Source organism: Streptomyces sp. CB03238 (assembly GCF_002099185.1).
Classification (GTDB): Bacteria; Actinomycetota; Actinomycetes; order Streptomycetales; family Streptomycetaceae; genus Streptomyces.
The window spans coordinates 51,371-76,343 of sequence record NZ_NBCN01000016.1 but is presented as its reverse complement, the minus strand read 5'-3'; the positions used below and the strand labels follow the sequence as shown (position 1 = coordinate 76,343).

At 72.8% G+C, this 24,973-nt stretch carries 16 protein-coding genes; 11 read left to right on the top strand and 5 right to left on the bottom strand.

What is annotated here, in order from left to right:
• Positions 1-55 precede the first annotated feature (55 nt).
• Positions 56-2,902, bottom strand: coding sequence for a glycoside hydrolase family 3 protein (locus tag BKD26_RS26810; RefSeq protein ID WP_241518864.1), 2,847 nt, complete (start codon positions 2,900-2,902; stop codon positions 56-58).
• 334 nt (positions 2,903-3,236) lie between these two features.
• Here BKD26_RS26810 and BKD26_RS26805 point away from each other — a divergent pair, with 334 nt between their 5' ends.
• The 5 genes from BKD26_RS26805 to BKD26_RS26785 are packed head-to-tail and all read left to right on the top strand — an operon-like array spanning position 3,237 to position 11,225.
• A complete protein-coding gene (locus tag BKD26_RS26805; RefSeq protein WP_084903113.1) occupies positions 3,237-4,958 on the top strand; it encodes an extracellular solute-binding protein in 1,722 nt (573 codons plus the stop codon).
• Positions 4,959-4,994: 36 nt separating this feature from the next.
• Positions 4,995-6,098: an ABC transporter permease subunit gene (locus BKD26_RS26800; protein WP_241518863.1), complete on the top strand. Its 1,104-nt coding sequence runs from the start codon at positions 4,995-4,997 to the stop codon at positions 6,096-6,098.
• Positions 6,095-7,006, top strand: a complete 912-nt coding sequence (locus BKD26_RS26795; protein ID WP_084903110.1) for a carbohydrate ABC transporter permease — start codon at positions 6,095-6,097, stop codon at positions 7,004-7,006. The genes BKD26_RS26800 and BKD26_RS26795 overlap by 4 nt, the downstream gene beginning before the upstream one ends.
• 44 nt (positions 7,007-7,050) lie before the next feature.
• On the top strand, positions 7,051-9,027 hold the full coding sequence (locus BKD26_RS26790) for a beta-galactosidase (protein ID WP_084903108.1): 1,977 nt from the start codon (positions 7,051-7,053) through the stop codon (positions 9,025-9,027).
• Complete coding sequence (locus BKD26_RS26785) at positions 9,024-11,225, top strand: glycoside hydrolase N-terminal domain-containing protein (protein ID WP_107418017.1); 2,202 nt, start codon at positions 9,024-9,026, stop codon at positions 11,223-11,225. The genes BKD26_RS26790 and BKD26_RS26785 overlap by 4 nt, the downstream gene beginning before the upstream one ends.
• Here BKD26_RS26785 and BKD26_RS26780 read toward each other — a convergent pair.
• Both BKD26_RS26780 and BKD26_RS26775 read right to left on the bottom strand, forming a co-directional pair.
• Positions 11,212-12,222 carry a LacI family DNA-binding transcriptional regulator gene (locus BKD26_RS26780; RefSeq protein ID WP_084903103.1) on the bottom strand — a complete coding sequence of 337 codons (1,011 nt, stop codon included), beginning with the start codon at positions 12,220-12,222 and terminating at the stop codon, positions 11,212-11,214. The genes BKD26_RS26785 and BKD26_RS26780 overlap by 14 nt on opposite strands.
• A 186-nt stretch (positions 12,223-12,408) precedes the next feature.
• Complete coding sequence (locus tag BKD26_RS26775; RefSeq protein WP_241518870.1) at positions 12,409-14,907, bottom strand: alpha-L-arabinofuranosidase C-terminal domain-containing protein; 2,499 nt, start codon at positions 14,905-14,907, stop codon at positions 12,409-12,411.
• 222 nt (positions 14,908-15,129) lie between these two features.
• On the opposite strand from BKD26_RS26775, the gene BKD26_RS26770 reads away from it, so the two are divergent.
• Both BKD26_RS26770 and BKD26_RS26765 read left to right on the top strand, forming a co-directional pair.
• Positions 15,130-17,223: a SpoIIE family protein phosphatase gene (locus BKD26_RS26770; protein ID WP_084903098.1), complete on the top strand. Its 2,094-nt coding sequence runs from the start codon at positions 15,130-15,132 to the stop codon at positions 17,221-17,223.
• Positions 17,223-18,254 carry a PHP domain-containing protein gene (locus BKD26_RS26765; RefSeq protein ID WP_084903095.1) on the top strand — a complete coding sequence of 344 codons (1,032 nt, stop codon included), beginning with the start codon at positions 17,223-17,225 and terminating at the stop codon, positions 18,252-18,254. The genes BKD26_RS26770 and BKD26_RS26765 overlap by 1 nt, the downstream gene beginning before the upstream one ends.
• Positions 18,255-18,776: 522 nt before the next feature.
• On the opposite strand, the gene BKD26_RS26760 is transcribed toward BKD26_RS26765, so the two are convergent.
• Positions 18,777-19,829 (bottom strand): hypothetical protein, encoded by a 1,053-nt coding sequence (locus BKD26_RS26760; RefSeq protein ID WP_084903092.1) that lies wholly within the window; start codon positions 19,827-19,829, stop codon positions 18,777-18,779.
• Positions 19,830-20,022: 193 nt separating this feature from the next.
• Between BKD26_RS26760 and BKD26_RS26755 the strand changes: the two genes are divergently transcribed.
• Genes BKD26_RS26755 through BKD26_RS26745 form a run of 3 tightly spaced genes read left to right on the top strand, consistent with a single transcriptional unit; the run spans position 20,023 to position 22,386 of the window.
• On the top strand, positions 20,023-20,892 hold the full coding sequence (locus BKD26_RS26755) for a helix-turn-helix domain-containing protein (protein ID WP_084903090.1): 870 nt from the start codon (positions 20,023-20,025) through the stop codon (positions 20,890-20,892).
• Positions 20,889-21,344, top strand: a complete 456-nt coding sequence (locus BKD26_RS26750; RefSeq protein ID WP_084903088.1) for a VOC family protein — start codon at positions 20,889-20,891, stop codon at positions 21,342-21,344. Before BKD26_RS26755 ends, BKD26_RS26750 begins: the two co-directional genes overlap by 4 nt.
• Positions 21,345-21,402: 58 nt before the next feature.
• On the top strand, positions 21,403-22,386 hold the full coding sequence (locus BKD26_RS26745) for a glutathione S-transferase C-terminal domain-containing protein (RefSeq protein ID WP_241518862.1): 984 nt from the start codon (positions 21,403-21,405) through the stop codon (positions 22,384-22,386).
• An 8-nt stretch (positions 22,387-22,394) separates the two neighbouring features.
• Here the strand turns inward: BKD26_RS26745 and BKD26_RS26740 are convergent, their stop codons facing one another.
• Positions 22,395-23,789: an NADP-dependent succinic semialdehyde dehydrogenase gene (locus tag BKD26_RS26740; protein WP_084903083.1), complete on the bottom strand. Its 1,395-nt coding sequence runs from the start codon at positions 23,787-23,789 to the stop codon at positions 22,395-22,397.
• A gap of 50 nt (positions 23,790-23,839) precedes the next feature.
• Here BKD26_RS26740 and BKD26_RS26735 point away from each other — a divergent pair, with 50 nt between their 5' ends.
• A complete protein-coding gene (locus BKD26_RS26735; protein ID WP_084903080.1) occupies positions 23,840-24,826 on the top strand; it encodes a YihY/virulence factor BrkB family protein in 987 nt (328 codons plus the stop codon).
• The last annotated feature ends 147 nt before the right edge of the window (positions 24,827-24,973 follow it).

Sequence of the window (24,973 nt, the reverse complement as noted above, 5' to 3'; positions counted from 1 at the left end):
TCACGGTTCAAGCGTGCCCCGCCCCGGCGGCGGGCGCAGTTCGGGCCGGGTGCCCTCAGCGGGTGAAGGTGAGGGACGCCAGCCGTACGGTGCCGGTCAGCCCGACGCGTACGTCCCGCACGCCCCGTACGTCGACGGGTGTGGTGAGGGTGGTGTAGTCGTACGGGCCGCCGGGCGCCGCCACGTCCACGGAGGCGAGCGCGGTGCCGTCGCCGAGGGTGAGGGTGACCGTGCCGGTGCCGGAGACCTCCAGGGCGGCGGCCGAGGCGCCGGTGGCGAAGTCGCAGTCGCGGAAGAGCAGGCCGCCCGCGCGGCCGGGGGCGGCCGGCGTGACGCAGTCGCCGCGGACCTTGGTGCGGTCGGCCAGCTCGGTGAGGTGTTCCTCGTCGTAGTCGGCGGCGGCGAGGGGCCGGTCGAGGACCGGACGCGGGGCGCGGGCCGGGCCGTCGACGGTGACGGTGGCGGTCAGCCGGATGTCGGTGCTGGAGGCGCCGGCGAGGAACGTGTACGCCCCCGGCTCGACCGTCCAGCGGCCGTGGGCGACGTCCCAGAACCCGAGCGCGGGGACGGGCACGTCGAACTCCAGGCGCCGCGCCTCGCCGGGCGCGAGGTGGACGCGCCGGTGCCCGACGAGTTCCCGCAGCGGCCGGGGCACGGAGGGCGCGACGGCCCGTACGTACAGCTGGGCGACCTCGTCGGCGGCGACGGGCCCTGTGTTGGTGACGGTGAACGCGACCCGGATCGTCCGCGTCCCGTCGTGGCGCTCGGCGGTGGCGTCGGCGTAGGCGTAGGACGCGTACGACAGGCCGTGGCCGAACGGGAACAGGGGGGTGCCGTCGAAGTAGAGGTAGGTCTGGCGGCTGCCGATGATGTCGTAGTCCAGCAGGCCCGGCAGGTCGTCGTCCGTGGCGTACCACGTCTGGGGCAGCCGCCCGGCCGGGGAGACGTCCCCGGCGAGGACGCGGGCGAGGGCGGTGCCGGCGGCCTGCCCGCCGTGCGCGGTCCACAGCAGGGCGGGCAGCTCGGTGGCGGCGTCGGGCACGGCGTACGGGTAGGAGGAGACGAGGACGAGCACGGTGCGCGGGTTGGCCGCGTGGGCGGCGCGCCAGAGCCGGTCCTGGGCGGCGGGCAGGGCGAGCGTGGTGCGGTCCTCGGTCTCGCGGCCGTTGATGTGCGGGTCGTTGCCGGCGACGACGATGACGACGTCCGCGCCGGCGGCCGCCCTGGCGACCGCGTCCGCGCCGCGCTCGGTGGTGACGACCGTGAAGACCTCGGCCTGGTCGGCGTGGGCGGCAACCTTCGCGCCGTCGGCGGCGACGGAGACGTACCCACCCGTCCCGATGTGCTTCAGGAGGTGACCGTCGGCATGGGGTTCGAGCCGGAACGTCTCCTGGACGACCCAGCCGCCCGGCTGGTCGGCGGAGGCGCGTACCAGGCCGTCGTCGGCGACGGAGAGGTGGCGGCCGTCCGGCGCGCGGAGGGTGAGGACGCCGTCGCCCCAGTCGGTGAGGGCGAGTTCGGTGCCGTGGGCGTCCGGGTGGAGGGGCGGCAGGTCGGTGCGGCCGGTGAGGAGGGCGGGGTCGAGGGAGCCCTCGGCGCCGCGGGTGCCGGTGGGGGCCTCGGAGTCAGGAACGCGGAGGTACCCGGCGGCGCAGCGCAGCCGTACCCGGTCGGTGCCTTCGGCGTGGGTGACGTTCTCGGCGCCGAACCGTTCCCGCAGGCCGTCCAGGGGTGTGGAGCGGTGGATGAGGGTGCCGCTGTACCAGTCGAGCTTGCACGCGTCGGCGAGGTGGCCGACGACGGCGACGCGCGGCCGGGCGGCCGCGTCCAGCGGCAGGGTCCCGTCGTTGGTGAGGAGCACGACGGCCTGTTCGGCGGCCTCCTGGGCGAGGGCGCGGTGCTCGTCGGTGTCGAAGGCCGTCGTCGCCGCGTAGGGGTCGAGGTCCGGGTCGAACTCGCCGAGCGAGAAGCGGACGTGGAGCTGGCGGCGTACGGCGGTGTCGATGTCGGTTTCGTCGATGAGCCCCCGGTCGAGGGCGCCGCGCAGCCGGGCCACGGTGGTGGTGCTGTCGGTGCCGTGGTCGGTGAAGCTGTCGACTCCGGCGCGCAGGGCGGCGGCGGTGGCTTCCTCGTGGGTGGCGAAGTAGTGCTCGGAGTCGACCAGGTTGCTGGGCGCGCCGGCGTCGGAGCAGACGAGGAGTTCACGGTCGGTCCAGGTGCGCAGGTGGTCGCGCAGGTGGGGCGAGAGGTGGTTGGGGCGGCCGTTGACCAGGTTGTAGGCGGGCATGACGCCGGCCACGGCGCCCGCCTCGACGGCGGGGCGGAAGGCGCGCAGGTCGTACTCGTGCAGGACGCGGGGGCGTACGGAGGCGGAGGTGGTGTCCCGGTCGGTCTCGTTGTTGTGGGCGAGCCAGTGCTTGAGGACCGGTGCGGTGCGCCAGTAGGTGGGGTGGTCGCCGCGCAGGCCGCGCGTGTAGGCGACGGCGATGGCGGAGGTGAGGGCGGGGTCCTCGGAGTAGCCCTCCTCGCCGCGCCCCCACAGGGGGTTGCGCAGCAGGTTGACGGTGGGGGCCCAGACGTTGAGGCCGACGCGGTCGTCCCGGGCGCGCATGGCCCGCGCCTCGTTGCCGACGGCTTCGCCGACGCGGCGCACGAGGTCGTCGTTCCAGGTGGCGCCGAGGCCGACGGCCTGGGGGAAGACGGTCGCGGGGCCCATCCAGGCGACGCCGTGGAGGGCTTCCTGGCCGGTGCGGAAGGCGGCGACGCCCAGGCGGTCGACGGCGGGCGCGAACTGGTGGAGCATCGCGATCCGTTCGGCGGGCGTGAGGCGCCCGAGCAGATCGTCGACGCGCTTGGCCAGGGGCAGCTGCGGGTCGCGGAAGGGCGGCCGGTCTGCGGTCACGTGCGGTTCCCCTTGCGGAGTTCTTACGGAGTTCGGAACGCGCTCCTTCGAAGCGCTTCGATGCTCGGGTCGGCCGAGGCCGGGTGTCAAGACACGGCGCGGCACCAACCCGGCGGCCACCGTGGCACGTTGCGGGCCAGCGCGCCCCGGGCAGGTCCCAGCAATATTGCCATCGACCCTTGTGCGGCCGCAGGGGTTCACTTAACCTCGCAGCAATATCGAAGCGCTTCGACGAACTGCCGCTTCCATTGGGCCAGTTCCCGCCCGCACCGACACCGCAGCCGACCGGCGGGCATCCGCCGGGTGTCCTGGCGCGCCATGAAGGGTTGACGCAATGACGCCGAGCTCCTCCCCCGCACCGACCACCGCCCCGGGCTCCGGCGTCGGCCGGCGAAGCTTCCTCGCCTCCACGGCCCTCGCCGCGACCGCGGTGGCCGGCGGGGTGCCCCTGCTCGCGGCCTGCGGGGGCGCGCCGCGTGCGAAGAAGGACGGCACCACCTCCGGCAAGGACGCAAGGAAGATCCTTCCGGCCTTCGTGGCGCAGAACGTCGTCGCGCCCGACCTCCCGTCGAAGAACGGCTCCTCGGCCGGTTTCACCACGGCGATCGCGACGGAGCGGCTGAAGACGTCGGTGACGCGGAAGGCGGGCCGGGGAAGCACCGTCCGGATCATGGCGCCGCTGTGGGGCAGCCCGCCCAAGAGCGACAACGCGTACTACAGGGCCATGGACGAGGCCATCGGCGTCCGGACCGTCTGGCAGAACCAGGACGGCAACACGTACGACGAGAAACTGGGCGCGGTGCTCGCCTCCAGCGACATCCCCGACGTGGTGGTCGTGCCCGCCTGGAACCTCACCGGCAAGATCCCGAGCGCCGTCGGCGCCAAGTTCGCCGACCTCGGCCCGTACCTCTCCGGCGACAAGGTCAAGGCCTACCCGAACCTGGCCGCCGTACCGACGGACGCGTGGCAGCGCTCCATCTTCGGCGGCGCGCTGCGCGGCATCCCGATGCCCGGCTCGTCCGTCGTCAACATCGCGCCCTTCTACCGGCAGGACGTCTTCGAGAAGGAGGGCTACCCGGTGCCGAAGAGCGCGGACGCGTTCCTCGCCTGGGCGAAGGAGGCCACCGACGCGCGGGCGAAGGTGTGGGCCTGCGACGACATGAAGTGGACCGCCTTCAGCATGTTCGGCGTCCTGCCCGGCGGCGACAAGGCGCTGTGGTGGAACCTGGTCGACGGCAAGCTGGTCAACCGCGTGGAGACCGAGGAGTACCTCGAGGCCCTGGAGTGGACGCGCAAGCTCTTCGCGGCGGGTGTCGTCCACCCGGACGCCAGGGCGGGCTCCACACAGGGGGACCCGGGCAACCGCTTCACCGCCGGCCAGGTCCTCGTCTACAACCAGGACCTCTCCCACTGGTACAGCAAGAGCGCCGAACAGGCCGCGCGCAACCCCGGCTTCCGGATGGGCGCCTTCGACATCACCGGACACGACGGCTCCGACCCGGTCCTCTACGCCACCCAGCCGGCGAACATCTGGACCTTCGTCAGCACCAAGGCCTCCGAGGCCGTCGTCAAGGACGTCCTCGCCATCGCGAACTTCTGCGCCGCGCCGTACGGCACCAAGGAGCGCATGCTCACGGACTACGGCGTCGAAGGCACCCACTACACGCTGGAGAAGGGCCTGCCGGTCAAGAACGACACCGGCAACCTCCAGGTCGTGGGCGCCTTCGACTACCTGGGCGACCCGGCCGCGTACATCGCCCACCCCGACCGGCCCGACATCACCCGGCTCCAGGTCGGGTGGCAGCAGCGGATGGGCGCCTTCACCAGGAAGACCTCCTTCTACGGGCTGACCATCACCGAGCCGGCCCGCTGGGCCAACCTCGCGGACGACTTCGAGCAGTTGGAGGACGACGTCGTGCGCGGCCGCAAGAAGATCGGCGACGTCCAGCAGGCCGTGTCGGAGTGGCGTGACAAGGGCGGCGACCAGCTGCGCGACTGGTACCGGAAGCTGCTCGACGAGACCGGCTCGGCGACCGGCTCGGCCGCTGCGAACTGACCGGCCGCGCGCGAGACAGACGCGAGGAGGGAAACCGTGTCGCAGCACAGCACGGTGCCGGGCGCGCCCGGCCCGGCCCGGGAAGACGCCGCGGACGCACCCGGTGCGCGGGGCGCGTCCGGTGACGGCGTGCCGCCCCGCCCGGCGGCCCCCGCGCTCCACGCCGCGAACCCGCCCGGCCCGGACGGCCGCGGCGGCGGGAGAACCGCCGGGAAGCCCAGCCGGCGCCTCAGGTGGCGGCGGGACCGCACGCTCCTGCTGATGACCGTGCCCGCGCTGCTGCTGGTCCTGGTCTTCACCTACGTACCGATCCTCGGCAATGTCGTGGCGTTCCAGGACTACGACCCGTATCTCAGCGAGAACGGCTTCATCGCCATGCTGGAGAGCCCGTGGACCGGGTTCGCCCAGTTCGAGCGGATCTTCGCCGACTCGGCGTTCTGGCGGGCGGTCGAGAACACCCTGGTGCTGTTCTTCCTCCAGCTGGTGCTGTTCTTCCCGGTCCCCGTCCTGCTGGCACTGCTGATCAACAGCATCGTCCGCCCCCGGGTGCGCGCGGTCGCCCAGGCGATCCTGTATCTGCCGCACTTCTTCTCCTGGGTGCTGGTCATCACCGTCTTCCAGCAGATCTTCGGCGGCGCGGGCATCATCGCCCAGACGCTGCGGCAGCACGGCATCGAGGGCTTCGACCTGATGACCGACCCGGGAATCTTCAAGCTCCTGGTGACGGCGGAGGGCGTCTGGAAGGACGCGGGCTGGGGCATCATCGTCTTCCTGGCCGCGCTGTCGTCCGTCAGCAACGACCTGTACGAGGCGGCCGCGATGGACGGGGCCGGGCGCTGGCGGCGCATGTGGCATGTGACACTGCCCGCGCTGCGCCCGGTGATCGCCCTGCTGCTGGTGCTGCGGGTCGGTGACGCGCTGACCGTGGGCTTCGAGCAACTGCTGCTCCAGCGCGAGGCGGTGGGCCCGGACGCCGCCGAGGTGCTCGACACGTACGTGTGGTGGAACGGCATCCGCAACCAGGACTTCAGTTACGCCGCGGCCGCGGGCCTCATCAAGGGTGTCGTCGGGCTGGGGCTGGTCCTGGCGGCCAACAAGGTCGCCCATCTCATGGGCGAGCAGGGGGTGTACAGGAAGTGAGTGCCGTGAGCCGGTGGGCCGCGCCGCCCCGGCCGGTGTGGGAGGAGCCGCCGAGCAGGACGGGCCTCGCGGGCAAGGGCATCGTGCTGGCCGGCGCGTGCCTCGCGGTCCTCTTCCCGCTGTGGATCGTGATCGTCACCAGCCTGTCCACGCCGCAGACCATCAGCCGGGCCGGGGGCCTGGTCGTGATCCCGCGGGACATCACGTTCGTCGCCTATCAGGAGCTGCTGGGCGGGGGCCAGGTGCAGCGGGCGGCGCTGGTCAGCCTCGGTGTCACCGCCGTGGGCACCCTGTTCAGCATGACGGTGTCGGTGCTGTGCGCGTACGGGCTGTCGCGCCCCGGCTCGCTCGGACACCGCTGGGTGCTGATGACCCTGCTGGCGACGATGTTCTTCGGCGCGGGACTGATCCCGACGTATCTGCTGGTGCAGGCGCTGGGCCTGACCGACACGTATCTGGCGCTGATCCTGCCGAGTGCGGTGAGTGTCTTCAACATTCTGGTGCTGCGGGCGTTCTTCATGAACATCTCGCCGGAGCTGATCGACAGCGCCCGGATCGACGGGGCGGGCGACGTGCGGATCCTGTGGCGGATCGTCATGCCGCTGTCCCGGGCGGTGCTGGCCGTGATCTCGCTGTTCTACGCGGTCGGGTACTGGAGCGCGTGGTTCAACGCCTCCATCTACCTCACCGACCAGGACATGATGCCGCTGCAGAACGTCATGATCCAGATCGTGCAGAAGCAGGAACCCCCGACCGGGCTCGGCCAGATGATCAGGACCAATCAGCTGTCGCCGTTGTCCGTGCAGATGGCGGTCATGGTGCTGGCCCTGGTGCCGGTCGCGATCGCGTCGCCCTTCGTCCAGAAGCACTTCAGGAAGGGCATGCTCACCGGCGCCGTCAAGGGCTGAGCCCCCGGCCCGGCCCCGCCGAACCCGTTTGGAGACCCCGCCCGATGCCCTCGCTCGACGACACCACCCGCGGCCGCCTGCTGTTCGGCGGCGACTACAACCCCGAGCAGTGGCCGGAGGAGACCTGGCAGGACGACGTCCGGCTGATGAAGGACGCCGGCGTCAACTCCATCACGCTCGGCGTCTTCTCCTGGTCCCGGCTCGAACCCCGCCCCGGTGCCCGCGACTTCGGCTGGCTCGACCGGCTGATGGACCTCCTGCACGCGCACGGCATCGGGGTCGTCCTCGCCACCCCGACCGCCTCTCCCCCGCCCTGGATGGGCGCGCGCCACCCCGAGACGCTGCCGCGCGACGAGAACGGGCAGACCGTGTGGTGGGGCTCGCGCCAGCACTTCTGCCCCAGCTCCCCCACCTACCGCTCGTACGCCGCCGCCATCACCGAGGACCTGGCGCGGCGGTACGGGGCGCACCCGGCCCTCACCATGTGGCACATCAACAACGAGTACTGCACGCACTGCTGGTGCGACGAGACCGCCCGCCACTTCCGGCGCTGGCTGCACGCCCGCCACGGCACCCTCGACGCCCTCAACGAGGCGTGGGGCACGGCCTTCTGGAGCCAGCGCTACGACACCTGGGACGAGATCATCCCGCCGCGCCGCGCCCAGTACCTGCGCAACCCCGCCCACACACTGGACTTCAAGCGGTTCACGTCCGACGCGCTGATGGAGTGTTACGTCGCGGAGCGCGACATCGTCGCCGGGCACACCCCGCACATCCCGGTGACGACGAACTTCATGCCGCTGTGGCCGGGGCAGGACGCGTGGGCGTGGGCGGGACGGGAGGACGTGGTGTCGGTCGACGTCTACCCCGATCCGAAGGACCCGCTGGGCGGCCAGTACAACGCGATGATCGGCGACATGACGCGGTCGCAGGCGGGCGGCGGCCCGTGGATGGTGATGGAGCAGGCGGCCGGCCCGGTCAACTGGCGGGGGGTGAACCACCCCAGACCGCGCGGCCTGAACCGGCTGCTGTCCCTGCAGTCCGTCGCCCACGGCGCGGACGCCATCTGCTACTTCCAGTGGCGCCAGTCCCGCCAGGGCGCCGAGAAGTTCCACTCGGGGATGGTGTCCCACGCGGGTGAGCGGAGCCGTACGTTCCAGGAGGTCAAGCGGATCGGTGCCGAGCTCGCCGCGCTCGCCCCCGAGGTGGCGGGCACGCGTACCACGGCCGGTGTCGCGGTGCTGCACGACTGGGACTCCTGGTGGGCCGGTCAGCAGGACGGCCGGCTGTCCACCGAGGTGGCCTACGAGGAGGTCGTACGCGCCTGGCACCGCGCCCTGTGGGAGGCGCACCTCGCCACCGGCTTCGCCCACCCCGAGCACGATCTGACCGGTTACCGGATGGTCGTCGTCCCGCACCTGTACCTGCTCACCGACCGGGTGATCGGCAACCTGGTGGCGTACGTACGCGGCGGCGGCACCCTGGTGTCCGGCTTCCTGACGGGGGTCGCCGACGGCGACGACCGGGTGCGTGAGGGCGGCATGGACGCGCGGCTGCGGGCGCTGTTCGGCATCGGCACGGTGCACGAGTGGTGGCCGCTGGAGGCGGGTGAGACCGTCGGGTGCGACGGCTTCGACGGCACCCTGTGGTCGGAGGAGCTGGCGGCGGACGGCGGGGAGGTGGTCGCCGCGTACCGGGGCGGGGAGCTCGACGGGCTCCCGGCGGTGCTGCGCCACGGCCGTGCCTGGTACGTGTCGACGCTGCCGGTGCCGTCTGCGTTGCGCGACCTGCTCGCCCGGGTGGCCGGGGAGGCGGGCGTACGGCCGGTCCTGGACGGGCTGCCGGCGGGCGTGGAGGCGGTGCGGCGCGGCGCGCTGCTGTTCGTCCTGAACCATGGGCGGGAGCCGGTGAGGGTGGGCGTGCCGGGTGTGTACCGCGAGGTGCTGACCGGCGCGGAGGTCCGCGGGGCGGTCTCTCTGGAGCGGTACGGGGTGGCGGTGCTGCGGGAGACCGGTCGGTGAGGGGCCCGGTGCACGGCACGTGGGAGCCCCGGCCCGCGGGCCGCTGGGAGGACGCGTTCCTGAGCGGCAACGGCCGGCACGGCGCCATGGTGTTCGGCGATCCGGACGACGATCGGGTGGTCGTCAACCACCACGCGCTGGTGCGGCCGGTGGAGAACACCGCCCCGCCACGGCTCGCCGCCGAACTGCCGGGGCTCCAGGACCGGTTGCTGGCGGGTGACACGGAGGCCGCCGAACGGTTCACGGACGGGCGTGAGCTGCGCTGGGTGGGCGCCTTCCATCCGGCGTTCCAGGTACGGGTGCGGCGGGACGCCCCGGATACGGGCGGCTGCCGCCGCTCGGTCGACTTCGCGACCGGTGTGGTGCGTTCCGTCCGCGCCGGCCGCGCCAGCGAGGTGTTCGTCTCCCGCGCCGACGACGTGATCGTCCAGTACGTGGGCGGCGGGCCCGTCACCGCCACGGTCACCCTCGACCCCCGGCTGCCGGGTGCCCCGGGCGCCCTGGCGGTGGGCCGGGGCACCGTCCTGTCCCCGGACGGCGGCGCGCTGCTCACCCTGCGGGCCCGCTACCCCGGCAGCGACGTGTCGTACACGGGCGTGACCCTGGCGGTCGTCGCGGGTGGCCGCGCCTCGGTCGGCCCGGGCGGCGTCCAGGTGGCGGGGGCGACGGGCCTGTTGCTGCTGACGCGGGTGCGCCGCCACACCGGTGACCTGGACGTCCCGGCCGAGATGGCGTCCCTGCGCGCCCTGACGGCCGGAGCGGAGGCGCCCCTGGACGCGTACGCGCGGCTGCTCGCCCGGCACGAGCGGCTGCACCGCACCGCGTACGAGCGGGTCGCGCTGGATCTGGGCGGCAGCCCGGCCGACCGCGCGCTGCCCGGCGGCGAGCTGCTCCTGAAGGCCACGAGCCCCGCCCTGGTGGAGCGGCTCTTCGCAGCGGGCCGCTACCACCTGCTGTCGGCGAGCGGCATGCTGCCGCCCCGCCTGGTGGGCCTGTGGACCGGCGACTGGAACACCGCGTGGTCCGGGGCGTTCACCACGAACGCCAACCTCAACCTCCAGGTGGCGTCGGCGGCGGCCGCCGCCCTCCCGGAGGTCACCGAGGCCCACGCGGCCCTGGTGTACGGGCAGTTGGCGGACTGGCGGGACAACGCCCGGGCGATCTTCGGCGCCCGGGGCGTGGTGGCGCCGTCCCACACGGACGGCGTGTCGGGGCACACGTACCACTTCCAGCGCGCCTACCCGCTGCACCTGTGGACGGCGGGCGCGGACTGGCTGCTGCACCCGCTGCTGGAGGCCGCCGGGACGACCGGCGTCGCCGATGCCCGCCTGACGGACGCCCTCGCCGAAGTGGCCCTGTTCTACGAGGACTTCCTCACCCGCACCGCCCCCGACGGGCGGATCGTGATCGTGCCCTCGTACTCCCCGGAGAACCGGCCCGTGGGCGGAAGCTGGGGCGCGCTCAACGCGACGATGGACATCGCGGCCGCCCGCCACGCCCTCACCACGGCGGCGGACCACCACCCGGCGCACGCGTCACGGCTGCGCGCCCTCGCCGGCCGGCTGCCCGGCTACCGGATCAACGAGGACGGCGCGCTCGCCGAGTGGGCGTGGCCGGGGCTGGGCGACCGTTACGTCCACCGCCACCTCAGCCACCTGTACCCGGTGTGGCCGCTCGGCGAGATCAACCCGTACGACACCCCCGGGCTCGCCCGCGCCGCGCACCGGGCGCTTCAGCTGCGCGGCGCCGAGAACGACTCCGCCCACGGTCACCTCCACCACGCGCTGGTTGCCGCGCGGCTGCGGGACGGGGAGCGGGCGGCGGCCGCTCTCGGCCGGGTCCTGGGCGGCGACTTCTTCCACGTCTCGCTGATGAGCGCGCACTATCCGGGGCGGGACGTCTACAACGCCGACGCCGCGCACGCCCTGCCCGCGCTGCTGGTCGAGATGCTCGTCCAGTCCACGCCGGACCGCCTCGTCCTGCTGCCCGCGCTGCCCGCCGCCCATCCGGCGGGCGAGCTGCGCGGTATCCGCACCGGCTTCGGCGCCGAGGTGGACCTGGTGTGGGGCGAGGGGACGTGCACGGCGACGATCCGGCCGTCCCGTACGGTGCGGATCGATCTGAGGAGGCCTGACGGCGCGGAGTCGCTCACCCTGGTGGCCGGCGAGGAGCGCGTCCTGCGGTTCAGCGTGCGCTGAGGGGGCCCGTGCTGTCGCGGACGGTCAGCTCCGGTGCGAGCAGGACGACTTCGTCGGTGCCGCGCCCCTCCAGCTTGGCGACGACCTGCTGGACGGCGTACTGCCCCATCTTCTGGGCGGGTACGGCGACCGAGGTGAGCGGTACGGAGGCGTGCGCGGCGACCTGGTCGGGGCAGATGGCCATCACCGACACGTCCTCGGGGACGGCGCGGCGCTGCTGGCGGAGCAGGGCGAGGAGCGGATCGGTGGCGGCCTCGTTCTGGACGACGAAGGCGGTGGTGCCCGGGCGTTCGTCGTGGACGCGGGCGAGGGTGGCGGCGACGGCCGCGTAGCTGCCCTCGCAGGGGCGGTGCAGGAGGCGGAGGCCCAGGTCGTGGCTGTGGTCGCGGAGGCCGGCGAGGGTGCGTTCGGCGAAGCCGGTGTGGCGTTCGTAGACGGCGGGGGCCTCGCCGATGACGGCGATCTCGCGGTGGCCGAGGGAGGCGAGGTGTTCGGCGCACAGGGCGCCGGCGGCCTCGAAGTCCAGGTCGACGCAGCTCAGTCCGGTGGTGTCGGCGGGCAGGCCGATGAGGACGCCGGGCCGGGCGGCCTCGCGCAGCAGCGGGAGCCGGTCGTCGTCCAGCTCCACGTCCATCAGGATCATCGCGTCGGCGAGCGCGCTGCCCTCGATGCGGCGTACGGCGGCGGGGCCCTCCTCGCCGGTCAGCAGCAGGACGTCGTAGCCGTGGGCGCGGGCGGTGGTGGCGACGGCGATGGCGATCTCCATCATCACCGGTACGTACATGTCGGTGCGGAGCGGGATCATCAGGGCGATGATGTTGGACCGGCTGCTGGCGAGGGCGCGGGCGCCGGCGTTGGGGTGGTAGCCGAGCTGTTCGATGCTGCGCTGGACGCGTTCGCGGGTGGAGGCGGAGATGGACCGCTTGCCGCTGAGGACGTAGCTCACCGTGCTGGCGGAGACTCCGGCATGCTGAGCGACGTCGGCAAGGGTGACCATTCAGCTCTCCAGGTCGGATGGGGCGGCAGGGAGTCGAAGCGCTTCGACGGGTTCACCCGAGATTAGAGCCGCCACGATGACCTGTCCAGGGAATGCGTCGAAGCGCTTCGACGCGCATGTGGAAGGGCCGGGGAGGGCAGGCGCGCCCTCCCCGGCCAGAGTAGTGAAACGTGCGGCTCTGAGCCCCTACCCGGTCTTGACGCGCATGAAGGTGACCGAATGCGCCGGGAAGGTGTACGTGAACTCCTTTCCGATCCCCCGCAGAGTCGACTCCTGCGGCCGGACCGGCCGGGCGTCCGCGGTGTTCACGGCGTCCGGCGCCCCCTGGAGGGTCGTGAGCCGGGCGGCCGGGGCGACCTTCGCCGTACCGAGGTCGATCCGCGTCCGGGCGGGCACGGCCTGGGCGTTGACGACCTTGACGACGAGGTCGCCCTTGTCCCGGGTCACCACCTGCCGGAACGGTTCGGCGGCCTTGTCGTCGGTGAAGCTCCCCCACACCTTGCCGTCGAGGTGGAGCGTGACCTGGCGGCCGCGCACCTTGACGTGGAGGTCGTACGTCCGGCCGGTCTCGATCGTGGTGCCGTTGTCGGCCAGCGTCTCCTTGCCGCCGTCGACGGACTTCTCGACGGCGGAGCGGGTGTTGTTCCAGCCACCCAGGTTCCACCAGTAGTGGTTGCCGGTGTCGCGCACCCCGAAGGCGATCAGGAAGCCCTCCTTGCCGGCCTTCTTGGTGGCCTTGAGCCGCAGGTCGTAGTCGTGCCAGCCGCTGTCGCCCGCCGTCACCAGGGTGTTCTCGGCGGCCGTGTCGGACTGGACGAACGCGCCGTCGACGACCGCCCAGTCGCCGCGCCCGGCGGCCCGCGTCCAGCGGGCGTCACCGGCCGAGAAGTCGTCCTTCAGGAGCGTGGTGCCGTCGGCGGCGGTGACCTCCACGTCGTCGTACGCGGCGCTCGTCGCCCACGTGGACAGGCCGACCGCGCCGGTGATCGGGCCGGAGACGGCCGGGGTGGTGGTGGCCCGGCTGGGGACCACCCGGTCGCCGGTGTTGTTCATGAACAGCTTCTGCACCTCGTAGCTGGTGGAGCCCCAGGAGCGGTGGTTGTCGAACCAGATCATGTCGGGGCGCCACTGCGTGTTGTCCACGTCGGCGAGCAGCGGGGCGTAGGAGGCGAGCTTGACGACGTCGGCGTTGCGTTCCAGGCCGGTCATGTAGGCGGCTTCGGACAGGGCGTTGAAGAACCGGTTGTCGCGGGAGGCGTACTCGCCGAGGAAGACCTTGGGGCCCTGGCGGTCGTAGGCGTCGTAGCGGTCGTTGTTCTCCAGGAACCACTGCGGGCTGTTGTAGTAGTGCTCGTCGACCATGTCGACGCCGGCCTCACGGTTCAGCTGCCAGGCGCGGTCGAAGACGCCTCCGGCGTCGTCGGGGCCGGAGTTGGAGATGACGGTGATGTCCGGGTGCTTCGCCTCGATGGCCTCGCGGAACGCGGTGAAGCGGGCGAAGAACTGGTCGGGCAGGTTCTCCTCGTTGCCGACACCCAGGTGGGTCAGGCCGAAGGGCCTGGGGTGGCCCATGGCGGCCCGCTTGCGGCCCCACTCGGTGGTGACGGGGCCGTTGGCGAACTCGATCAGGTCGAGGGTGTCCTGGATGTGCCGCTTCAGCAGCGCCGGGTCGTCGGTGGCCTTGTTCTCGCCGCAGCCGGTGACGAGGGCGGGGACGACGGGCAGCGGCATCGCGCCGATGTCCTCGGCGAACTGGAAGTACTCGTAGTAGCCGAGCCCGTAACTCTGGTGGTAGCCCCAGAAGTTGGCGTTGACGGCCCGCTGCTCGACCGGGCCGATGGTGTCCTTCCACTGGTAGGAGCGGCGGCGTTCCCAGTCCGGGGCCTCGTACGCCCGGTGGCTGCCGGTGTTGACCAGGCAGCCGCCGGGGAAGCGGACGAAGCCGGGCTTCAGGGCGGCGATCTTCCCGGCGAGGTCCTTGCGCAGCCCGTTCGCCCGGCCCTTGTAGGTGTCGCGGGGGAAGAGCGAGACCATGTCGAGGCGTACGGTGCTGGGGCCGGTGCCGCTGCCGGCGGCGGTGACGGCGAGGCGGCCGCCGGTGGCCGACACCTTGGGGGTCAGCGTGCCGGTGTACTTGGTCCACCGGTCGCCGCGCACGGTGATGCCGAGCGGCGACGACAGGACGGTGCCGTCGGAGGAGCGCAGTTCGGCGGTGAGGCGTGCGCCCGCGCCGCTGTCCGTACGCGCCCAGACGGAGAAGTCGTAGCGCGCGCCCTCCTTGAGCGCCATCCCGGCGCCGTAGCCGCTGTTGACGACGCCGAAGCGGGCGCCGGAGCCGCCGGTTCCGGCGAGGCCGAGGCGCAGGTGGTTGCGGTTGCGGTCGTTCAGGCGCTCGGCGTCGTTCACCACCTGGACGGTGCCGGTGGCGCCGCCGGTCGCGGTCTGCTGCCAGCCGGTGAGCGGGGTGTAGGCCCGGTTGTCGGCGGGGCCGAACTCGAAGGAGCGGTTCTGTACGAGTTCGGCGTACAGGCCGCCGTCGGCGGCGTTGTTGATGTCCTCGAAGAAGACGCCGTACATGGTCGGATCGATCGCCGGGCCGGCCCGGTCGGGGGACACGGTGAGCGAGTAGTCGGCCGGGGGCGGTGCATCGGCTCTGGTGGGGGCGGCCATCACCGTGCCCACCATGAGGGCCGCCAGCGCGAGGACGAGCCTCGGCCGTATGGGTGCCATGTGTGTGCTCCTGGATTTCTTCAGTTGTTCGAGATATCGGACATTGACCAGGACTTCGAACAGGAAGATAGGCAGGGGCGGTTGAGGCGTCAACCCACCGGGACGGCGCCGGGCCTGGCCCACCCGGCCGGACCGACGCCTTGGCGTTCCCACCTGACCGGCTCGACAATGAGGGGGATGACGGACAACCGGGCACACAGCGGCGAGATCGGGCCCACCGAGCGGCTCGCCATGAACCGCACGGGCAGCTTCGACTGGGATCTCGACGCGGGCACGATCGACATCGACGAGGCGGGACTGCTGGTGTTCGGCCTGGCGCCCGGCACGTTCGACTCCCGGCCCGCCTCCCTGGTGCACCGGCTGGAACCGGAGGAGCGCGCCCGCCTGGACGCCGTGATCAAGGAGGCGCTGGTCAGCGGCCGGTCCTCGTACGCCGCGCGGTTCCAGATCCCGCTCGACGACGGGTCGGTGCAGTGGACGCACGTCCAGGCCCGCATCCTGCGCGACCGGGACGGCCGGGCGCACCGGATCGTCGGGATCGTCCGGGACGCCACGTCCGAGATCACCCACTCGGCGTTCGTGCTGGAGCTGGAGAAGCGCAGGCAGCGGCAGACGAACATGGTCGAGCGCACCACGCAGGCGCTGTCCCGGGCGGTGACGGTGGACGACGTCACGGCCGCGCTGACCGGCCCCGGGGGCCTCGCCCGGCTGGGCGCGGACGGGTTCGCGCTGGGTCTGGTGGAGAACGGCTCGCTGAACATCATCGCGCTCAGTGGTGAGTCCCTGGACGTCCTGGAGCATTTGCGGGTGCGACGACTGGAACCGGGGATGCCGCTGGCGGAGACGGTGCTGAGCGGGCGCCCGCTGTTCAGCAGCTCGTTCCAGGAGCTGATCAAGGACTATCCGGTGCTCGCCCCGTTCGCCGGGCGGCTGCGGTTCCGGGCGGCCGCCTACCTGCCGCTGGTCGCCCAGGCGCGCACGCTCGGCGGGATGGCGCTGTTCTACCGGGGGCGCACCGCCTTCAGCGCCGACGAGCGGAACCTCTCGCTGGGCCTGGCCGCCATCGTGGCCCAGTCGCTCCAGCGGGCGATCCTCTTCGACGAGGAGCGGGAGCTCGCCACCGGTCTCCAGGCCACGATGCTGCCCCGCCGCATCCCGGCCGTCGAGGGCGGCGAGATCGCCGTGCGGTACCACTCGGCGTGGAGCGGCCGGCAGGTCGGCGGCGACTGGTACGACGTGATCCCGCTGCCCCGGGGGCGGGTGGGGATCGTGGTCGGCGACGTCCAGGGCCACGACACGCACGCCGCCGCGATCATGGGCCAGCTGCGGATCGCCCTGCGGGCGTACGCCGGTGAGGGCCACGCCCCCTCCACGGTGCTGGCCCGGGCGTCCCGGTTCCTCGCCGAACTCGACACGGAGCGGTTCGCGACCTGTACGTACGCGCAGGTGGACCTGGACTCCGGCACGGTACGGGCGGTGCGGGCGGGCCACCTGGGGCTGCTGATCCGGCACACGGACGGGCGCGTGGGGCAGCCGAAGCTGCCGGGCGGCCTGCCGCTGGGGGTGGCGTCGGTCTTCGGGGACGAGGAGTTCCCCGAGACGCGGCTGGACCTGGTGCCCGGCGAGACGCTGGTGATGTGCACCGACGGGCTGGTCGAGCAGCCCGGGGTGGACATCGGGGAGGGGATGGCCGCGCTGGAGGCGGCGGTGAGCAGCGGGCCGCCGGGCGCGGAGGCGCTGGCGGACCATCTCTCGCAGCGGTTCTGGGAGCGCTGGGGGGCGGGCGACGACGTGGCGCTGCTGGTGCTGCGGCGCAGCCCGGACCCGGGTACGCCACGGGCGCCGCGCATCCACCAGTACATCCACCAGGCGGACCCGCAAGGGCTGTCGGAGGCACGGGCGGTGGTGCGGCGGGCGCTGCGGGACTGGGACATGCGCGGCTTCGCCGACGACGCCGAGCTGGTGACCGGGGAGCTGCTCGGCAATGTGCTGCTGCACACGGAGGGCGGCGCGGTGCTGACCCTGGAGGTGCTGCCGGAACCGGTGCGGCGGGTGCGGCTGACGGTGCAGGACCGTTCCAGCGCGTGGCCCCGGCGCCGTACGCCGGGAGAGGCGGCCACGTCGGGTCGGGGGCTGCTGCTGCTGGACGCGCTGGCGCTGCGCTGGGGGGTGGAGCCGCGCGGCGAGGGCAAGGCGGTGTGGTGCGAGATCGGCCCGTCGTCGCGGCCCGGAGAGGCCCGGATGGGCCCGGACAGGCGAGGAGGCCCGTGATGGACCCCGTCGAGGCGCTGGACCGGATCGCCTTCCTGCTGGAGCGCTCACAGGCACCGACGTACCGGGTCAAGGCGTTCCGTACGGCGTCGGCGGCGCTGTCCGCGCTCGGTGAGGGCGAGGCGGCGCGGCGGGCGGCGGCCGGGACCCTGGAGCAGCTGAAGGGCGTCGGGCCCAAGACGGCGCAGGTCGTGCGGGAGGCGCTCGCCGGGGACGTACCGGCGTATCTGAAGCGGCTGGAGAGCGAGGCCGAGGGCGCGGAGGGCGACGCGCCGGAGCGGGGCGTGGCGCTGCGGGCGGCGCTGCGGGGCGACTGCCACACGCACTCCGACTGGTCGGACGGCGGCAGCCCGATCGACGCCATGGGGTGGGCCGCGGCGGAGCTGGGCCACGAGTGGGTGGTGCTGACCGACCATTCGCCCCGGCTGACGGTGGCCCGCGGCCTGTCGGCGGAGCGGCTGCGGGAGCAGCTGGACGTGGTGGCGGAGCTCAACGAGCGGTGGGCGCCGTTCCGGATGCTCACCGGCATCGAGTGCGACATCCTGCTGGACGGCTCGCTGGACCAGGAGGACGAGCTGCTCGACCGGCTCGATCTGGTGGTCGCCTCGGTCCACTCCAAGCTGCGGATGGACGCTCCGGCGATGACGCGGCGGATGGTGAAGGCCGTACGCAATCCCCTGGTGGACGTGCTGGGGCACTGTACGGGCCGGCTGGTGGGCGGGAAGCGGCCGGAGTCGGAGTTCGACGCGGAGCGGGTCTTCGCGGCGTGCGCCGAGTCGGGGACGGCGGTGGAGATCAACAGCCGTCCGGAGCGGCTGGACCCGCCGCGGCGGCTGCTGCGGCAGGCCGTGGACGCCGGGGTGTTCTTCGCGGTGGACACCGACGCGCACGCGCCGGGGCAGCTGGACTGGCAGATCCTGGGCTGCGCGCGTGCCGAGGAGTGCGGCGTACCGGCCGACCGGGTGATCAACACCTGGCCCGCCGAGCACCTGCTCGCCTGGACGCGCACGCGGATGGCGCCGAACGGCTAGGTCCTGTCCGGTCGTCAGGCCGGATCAGTGAGCGGGGTCTGGTGCGTGCAGATGCAAGGCGGAGGGGGGAGCCACTGCGGTGGGGGCACCTCCCGTGCCCGAAGGGCTACGGGGGACATCGGCGACCGACGACAACGCCGCAGATGCGCGTGCCAGGGCACGCGAGCCCGGCAAGACCGGCCCGACGGGGCCTGGTCCCGGGCAACTGCCCCTCGGCCGACTGGAGGCCGCCCTATCACGGGGGACGTACCGATGATCCGGTGTGGCGGCCCGGAAGGCCCTGGCTCGACCTTGCGGTATCCACGCGATGCCCGGCAGGACACGCTGCCCGTGCCCTGCGTTGCCCGTTTCTGGCATGAGGCGCGGACAACGCCCCCCGTAATAGCGGTTTCGTGGACCGGCCGGTACCCGGAGGACGTGCCGATCAACTCGTCCAGGATGCAGCAATCCTCCAGCGATTTCTTCTGATGCTTCTTCGGTGAAAAACCTTCGGCCATCGCGCGGCCGCCGGAGGCCGGATCGTCACCCCTCCGGCCCGGCCGCCTCTTCGGCCATTCGCCGCCGCTCGGCGGACAGGGCCCACTGGTAGGAGAGCGCCGCGAGGGTGGGGGCGCCCCAGCGGGCGCGCAGCACCCCGAGTTCCTTGGTGAGGGTGCGCAGGCCGATGCTCAGGCGCCGGGCGGTGATGCGCTGGTCGATGCCGGCCGCCGTGTCGATGAGGATCTCGCGCTGGCGGTGGGTCAGTCCCGTCCCGCCGTCGGGGACGGCCCGCCGGGCGTCGCCGTACCAGATGTCGGCGCGGCGCCAGGCGTCCTCGAACCCCTCGGCGATGAACGCCACCAGGGCCCGGTCCATGACGTGCCAGGCGGCGTGCGTGGGACTGGAGTTGACCACGTGGTCGGGGATGAACGCCTGGCGCCGGTCGACGACGACACAGCTCTGGAAGGGGGCGGCCAGCGTACGGAACTGGGCGCCCTTCGCGGTGAGCCCGGTCACCCGGTCGCGGGTCGCGGGGTCGTCCCGCTCACCGTCGCGGTACAGGGTGCGCACGCTCACCCCTCGGGCCAGGGCGCGGGCGTCCCGGGCCAGCGCGGCCGCCATGACGTCGGTGCCGCGCGGGCCGAGCGGGTGGGCGATCAGCAGCTCGGTCTCGGCCTGCCCGGCGGCCTCGCCGATCCGGGCGCCGACCTGTTCGGGCTCGGCGAGGAACTCGCTGCCCGAGCCGGAACGCCACTTGGCGCGTTCGAAGTGCAGCGCGAGCTCGTCGGCGACGTCGGGTACGGCGGCCATGCCGGCCGCCCGGGCGGCCAGTTCGCGCAGCCCTTCGTCGAGCCGGCGCCGGCCCGCCTCCTGGGGGTCCAGGGCGATCGGCGCCTCGGGCCGGTCGGGGTCGACGGCGACCAGGCGCCACGCCAGCAGTTCCCGCAGCGCGGCGTCGTCCGCCGCGCCGACCGGCTCGCCCCGGGTGATCCCGGCGTACAGCGCCTTCGCGGCCGCCGACAGGCTGTCCCGCGCGTCGGCCTGCGCACCGGCGCGGGCGCCGGACTGGCCGCGCGCGGAATTGTCCTGGTCCATCGCCCCATGCCCCCGTTGACGCCTGCGTGTGTGCGCCGTGCGCATGTACGCACCACACAGACGCTTGATCGCTGACGTACGACGGGCCAGCGTACCGGTGTGGCCCTCCCGGGCTCCTCTTCCCGGAACGGCCCACGGCACACCACGGCGGCCACGGCACAACCGGCGGCCGCCCCCTTGGGGAAGAAACGTCATGGACAAGGCTGCACTGCGTCTCCTGCTCAGCGAGCGCCGGGCGTCGATCACGCCGGAGAGCCAGGGCCTGTCGCGCCCCACGCGGCAGGGCAGGCGCGCTCGCGGGCTCTCGCAGGCACAGATCGACCAGATCCTGCACCGCGCCCCGGACACCTACGGCCGCCTGGAGTCCGGCCGCTACCCGAACCCGCCCGTCGATCTCCTGCAGGACGTGGCGCGGCTGTTCCGGATGAACGAGCAGGAGTGGATCGCGCTGTGGCGGTACGCGCTGGGCCAGGACCCTCCCCGCCCGCTCGACTTCCGCTCCGGCGAGGAGCTTCCGGGCATCTGGCAGGAGATCCTCGACGGCGTCCACCACCCGGCGTACATCAACGACCGCTCCTGGAACCTGCTCGCCCACAACGCCGCCTTCGAGGCGCTCTTCCCGGACCGCCGGGTTCCGGCCAACACCATGCGGTGGATGGCCGTCGAGCCGGAGGCCCGTACCGTCCTGACGGACTGGGAGACCGCGTGGGCGCCCGTGGTGCTCCCCCAGTTGCGGGTCGCGCTCGCCGCCGATCCGTCCGACAAGACCCTGTGCGCGATCGAGCAGGACGTCCTGGCCGACCCGGTGGCCGCCCCCCTGTACGAGTCGGCGAGCGCCTACACCCACCTGGACGGCGACGAGCGGCCGCTGCGCCACCCGGACCTGGGCCGGGGGTGGGTGACCATGTGCGCCGCGCAGCCGCTGGCCGCCCCGGGGTCCCGGCTGATCGTGCTGGCCTTCCACCCCGGCGCGCGCCGCCGCCGCGGCCGCTTCCCGGTGCTGCGCGCCGCCGGGGAGGAGGCCGGCTCAGCCGTGCGCGGATGTCCGATCATGGACGGATGACTGCCTTCTACCACGTGTGTTTCGCCGTCCCGGACCTCGAACGGGCGATGCTGGACTTCACGCGCTCGGCCGGGGTCGAGTGGAGTGATCCGCTCTCCGACCGCCTGGGCGAGTGGGACTACCGCATCGTGTTCACCACCGGCGGGCCGCCGTTCATCGAACTCATCGAAGGCCCGCCGGGCAGCCCGTGGGACGCGTCGGCCGGAGCCAGGTTCGATCACCTCGGCTTCTGGTCCAGCGACGTCCGCCAGGGCTCCCGGCGCCTGGAGGAGGCGGGCCTGCCCGTCGACTTCTCCGGCTGTCCCCATGGCCGGCCGTTCGTCTATCACCGCGTGGACAGCATCGGTGCGCGCGTCGAGCTCGTCGATGCCGGCCGGCAGGCCGCGTTCCTCGGCAGATGGCATCCCGACGGCGAGGCGATGCCCGCGATCGACGAGACGGCACGCGAGTGACGCCTCGCCCGGCGCGGGTACCCGGACCCGGCTGAACATCGTCGAAAGGGCAGGCACCGTGCGCGATTCCGCCGAGTTCACCCGGTCCGCGAGCCGTTTCACGGACCGCATCACCGCCGATGGCCGCGACGGCTGGCCGGTCGAGGCCGGGCGGTACCGGCTCGTCGTCAGCCGGGCCTGCCCGTGGGCGAGCCGTTCCCTGGTGGTGCGGCGGCTGCTGGGCCTGGAGGAGGCCCTGTCCGTCGCCGTCGCCGACCCGGTGCAGGACGAGCGGAGCTGGCGCTTCACCCTCGATCCGGACGACCGGGACCCGGTCCTGGGCCTCCGCTTCCTGAGCGAGGCGTACCAGGCCAGGGAGAAGGGGTACGACGGCCCCGTGAGCGTTCCGGCGGTCGTCGACGTACCGAGCGGCCGGCTGGTGACCAACGACTACCAGCGCATCACCCTGGACCTGTCCACCGAGTGGCGGGCCCTGCACCGCGAGGGCGCGCCGGACCTCTACCCGGCGGCGCTGCGGGACGAGATCGACGAGCGGATGGAGGGCATCTACCAGGACGTCAACAACGCCGTGTACCAGGCCGGGTTCGCCAAGAGCCAGGAGGCCTACGACGCGGCGTACGCGCGGCTGTTCGCCCGGCTGGACCAGGTGTCGGAGCACCTGGCCGGGCACCGCTACCTGGTGGGCGACACGATCACCGAGGCGGACGTCCGGCTGTTCACCACCCTGGTCCGGTTCGACGCGGTCTACCACGGTCACTTCAAGTGCAACCGCACCAAGCTCACCGAGGACCGGGTCCTGTGGGCGTACGCGCGGGACCTGTTCCAGACGCCCGGCTTCGGCGACACGGTGGACTTCGACCACATCAAGCGGCACTACTACCTGGTTCACGAAGACATCAATCCGACGCGGATCGTGCCGCGCGGCCCCGATCTGCGCGGCTGGCGCGTCCCGCACCACCGTGAGGAGCTGGGCGGGCGCCCGTTCGGTGACGGGACGCCGCCGCCCCCTCCCCCGTCCGACGAGGTGGTCCAGCCGCTGTAGCGGGGGGGCTAGGAGGTGGCCTGCCACACGGTGGTGGCGTTGCAGAACTCCTTGATGCCGTGCCCGGACAGCTCGCGCCCGTACCCGGAGCGCTTCACGCCGCCGAACGGCAGCGCGGGATGGGAGGCGGTCATGCCGTTGACGTACACGCCGCCCGCCTCCAGGTCGCGTACGAACCTCTGTACGTCCTCGTCGTCGCGGGTCCAGACGTTGGAGCTGAGCCCGAAGTACGTGTCGTTGGCGACCTTCACCGCCTCGTCGATGTCCGCCACCCGGTAGAGGGTGGCGACCGGCCCGAAGGTCTCCTCCTGGTGGATCCGCATGTCGGGGGTGATGCCGGTCAGGACGGTCGGCTCGTAGAACCAGCCGCGGTCGAGCCCTTCGGGGCGGCGTCCGCCGCACAGGACCTTCGCGCCCCCGCGTACGGCGTCGTCGACGAGCTCCTGGAGGCCGTCGCGCCCGGCTTCACTGGCGAGCGGTCCGACGTCGGTGGACTCGTCCATCGGGTCGCCGACGGTCAGCGCGGCCATACCTGCGGTGAACCGCTTCTCGAACGCGTCGTACACGTCCGTGTGGACGATGAACCGCTTGGCGGCGATGCACGACTGGCCGTTGTTCTGGGCGCGGGCGGTGACGGCGACCTGGGCGGCCTTGTCGACGTCCGCCGAGGGCATCACGACGTACGGGTCGCTGCCACCCAGCTCCAGGACGGTCTTCTTCACCTCGTCGCCCGCGATGGAGGCGACCGAGCGCCCGGCCGGTTCGCTGCCGGTGAGGGTGGCCGCGGCGACCCGGCGGTCGCGCAGGATGCCCTCGACGGCGCGGGAGCCGACCAGCAGGGTCTGGAAGCAGCCGTCGGGGTAGCCCGCCCGGCGGAAGAGGTCCTCCAGGTAGAGCGCGGTCTGCGGGACGTTCGAGGCGTGCTTCAGCAGCCCGACGTTGCCCGCCATCAGCGCGGGCGCGGCGAACCGGATCACCTGCCAGAGCGGGAAGTTCCACGGCATGACGGCCAGGACCGGGCCGAGGGGACGGTAGTGCACGCGCGCGTGGGCCGCCCCGGCGTCCCGCACCTCCGCCTCGGGCGGGCGCTCGTCGGCGAGGAGCCGCTCGGCGTTGGCGGCGTACCAGCGCATGGCCTTGACGCACTTGGCCGCCTCCGCGCGGGCGGCGGTGAGGGGCTTGCCCATCTCGGTGGTCATCGTGCGGGCGATGTCCTCCTGGTCGGCCTCCAGCAGGTCGGCCGCGCGTTCCAGCAGGCGGGCCCGGTCGGCGAACGTGGTCGTGCGGTACCGCCGGAACGCCGCGTCGGCGGCGGCGAGACACCGTTCGATCCCGTCGGGCGTGAGCTCCTCGAAGGTCCTGAGCGTCTCGCCGGTGGCGGGGTTGACGGTCGCGATGGGCATGGGGGGTCCTCCTCGGGTTGAGCCTGACCTGTCGGGTAACCCGTGCCGGTATGGCACACACAGGTGAGGACAAGGAAAAAGGCGCGCCGGACGAGCCGACCGACCTGTCCGCCGGCTCCTGGCGGGCGGTCCTCAAACGCACCGGCAAGGAGTTCATGGACGACGAGCTCCCCGACCGCGCCGCCGCCCTGACGTACTACAGCGTCCTGTCGATCTTCCCCGCCCTGCTGGTGCTGGTCTCGGTACTGGGCATGATCGGCGAGTCGGCGACGCGCGCCGTGCTGGACAACCTCCAGCAGCTGGCGCCCGGCCCGGTCCGGGACATCCTCGGTGACGCGGTGAAGCAGCTCCAGGACAGCCCGGGCGCCAGCGGCGTGGTGGCGGTCATCGGCCTGGTGGCGGCGATCTGGTCCGCCTCCGGGTACGTGGGCGGCTTCATCCGTACCGCGAACGCCGTGTACGACCTTCCCGAGGGCCGTCCCGTGTGGAAACTGACCCCGCTGAGGGTCGGGCTGACCCTGGTGCTGATGGTGCTGCTCGCGGTGAGCGCGGTGATCGTGGTGTTCACCGGCCCGCTCGCGGAACGCGCGGGCCAGGCCATCGGGCTCGGCGACGAGGCGGTCACCGTGTGGAACATCGCCAAGTGGCCGGTGCTGGTCGTCCTGGTGATCCTGATGATCGGTCTGCTGTTCTGGCGCGCCCCGAACGTCCACGGCCAGGGCTTCCGCTGGCTGAGCCCGGGCAGCGTGCTGGCCGTGCTGCTGTGGCTGATCGCGTCGGGCGGTTTCGCGCTGTACGTGGCGAACTTCGGCTCGTACAACAAGACGTACGGCACCCTGGCGGGTGTCATCACCTTCCTGATCTGGCTGTGGCTGTCGAACCTGGCCATCCTGCTGGGTCTGGAACTGGACGCGGAGCTGGCGCGGCAGCGGGCGATCAGCGGCGGCATGCCGGAGTCGAAGGAGCCGTACGTCGAGCCCCGCGACACCCGCAAGTGGCCCCCGGAGCTCCGCCCCGACGACGACCACCCCGCCTGACGGCCCTGCCCGCCGGGACGGCCCCGGGCCACGCCCACCCCGCCGTACGCGGCGGCCTGGCCCGCCCTGCCCGGTGCGCCGGGCCGCCGCGAAGCCCTTGTTACGCCCGCCGAAGGCCCCGCCCGCGTGGGCACGGTGCCGGTGACC

Coding starts and splice junctions, on each gene's coding strand:
- BKD26_RS26805 (WP_084903113.1), top strand. CDS start 3,237: ATGACGCCGAGCTCCTCCCCCGCACCGACCACCGCCCCGGGCTCCGGC.
- BKD26_RS26790 (WP_084903108.1), top strand. CDS start 7,051: ATGCCCTCGCTCGACGACACCACCCGCGGCCGCCTGCTGTTCGGCGGC.
- BKD26_RS26780 (WP_084903103.1), bottom strand. CDS start 12,222: ATGGTCACCCTTGCCGACGTCGCTCAGCATGCCGGAGTCTCCGCCAGC.
- BKD26_RS26775 (WP_241518870.1), bottom strand. CDS start 14,907: ATGGTGGGCACGGTGATGGCCGCCCCCACCAGAGCCGATGCACCGCCC.
- BKD26_RS26770 (WP_084903098.1), top strand. CDS start 15,130: ATGACGGACAACCGGGCACACAGCGGCGAGATCGGGCCCACCGAGCGG.
- BKD26_RS26765 (WP_084903095.1), top strand. CDS start 17,223: ATGGACCCCGTCGAGGCGCTGGACCGGATCGCCTTCCTGCTGGAGCGC.
- BKD26_RS26760 (WP_084903092.1), bottom strand. CDS start 19,829: ATGGACCAGGACAATTCCGCGCGCGGCCAGTCCGGCGCCCGCGCCGGT.
- BKD26_RS26755 (WP_084903090.1), top strand. CDS start 20,023: ATGGACAAGGCTGCACTGCGTCTCCTGCTCAGCGAGCGCCGGGCGTCG.
- BKD26_RS26750 (WP_084903088.1), top strand. CDS start 20,889: ATGACTGCCTTCTACCACGTGTGTTTCGCCGTCCCGGACCTCGAACGG.
- BKD26_RS26740 (WP_084903083.1), bottom strand. CDS start 23,789: ATGCCCATCGCGACCGTCAACCCCGCCACCGGCGAGACGCTCAGGACC.
- BKD26_RS26735 (WP_084903080.1), top strand. CDS start 23,840: ATGGCACACACAGGTGAGGACAAGGAAAAAGGCGCGCCGGACGAGCCG.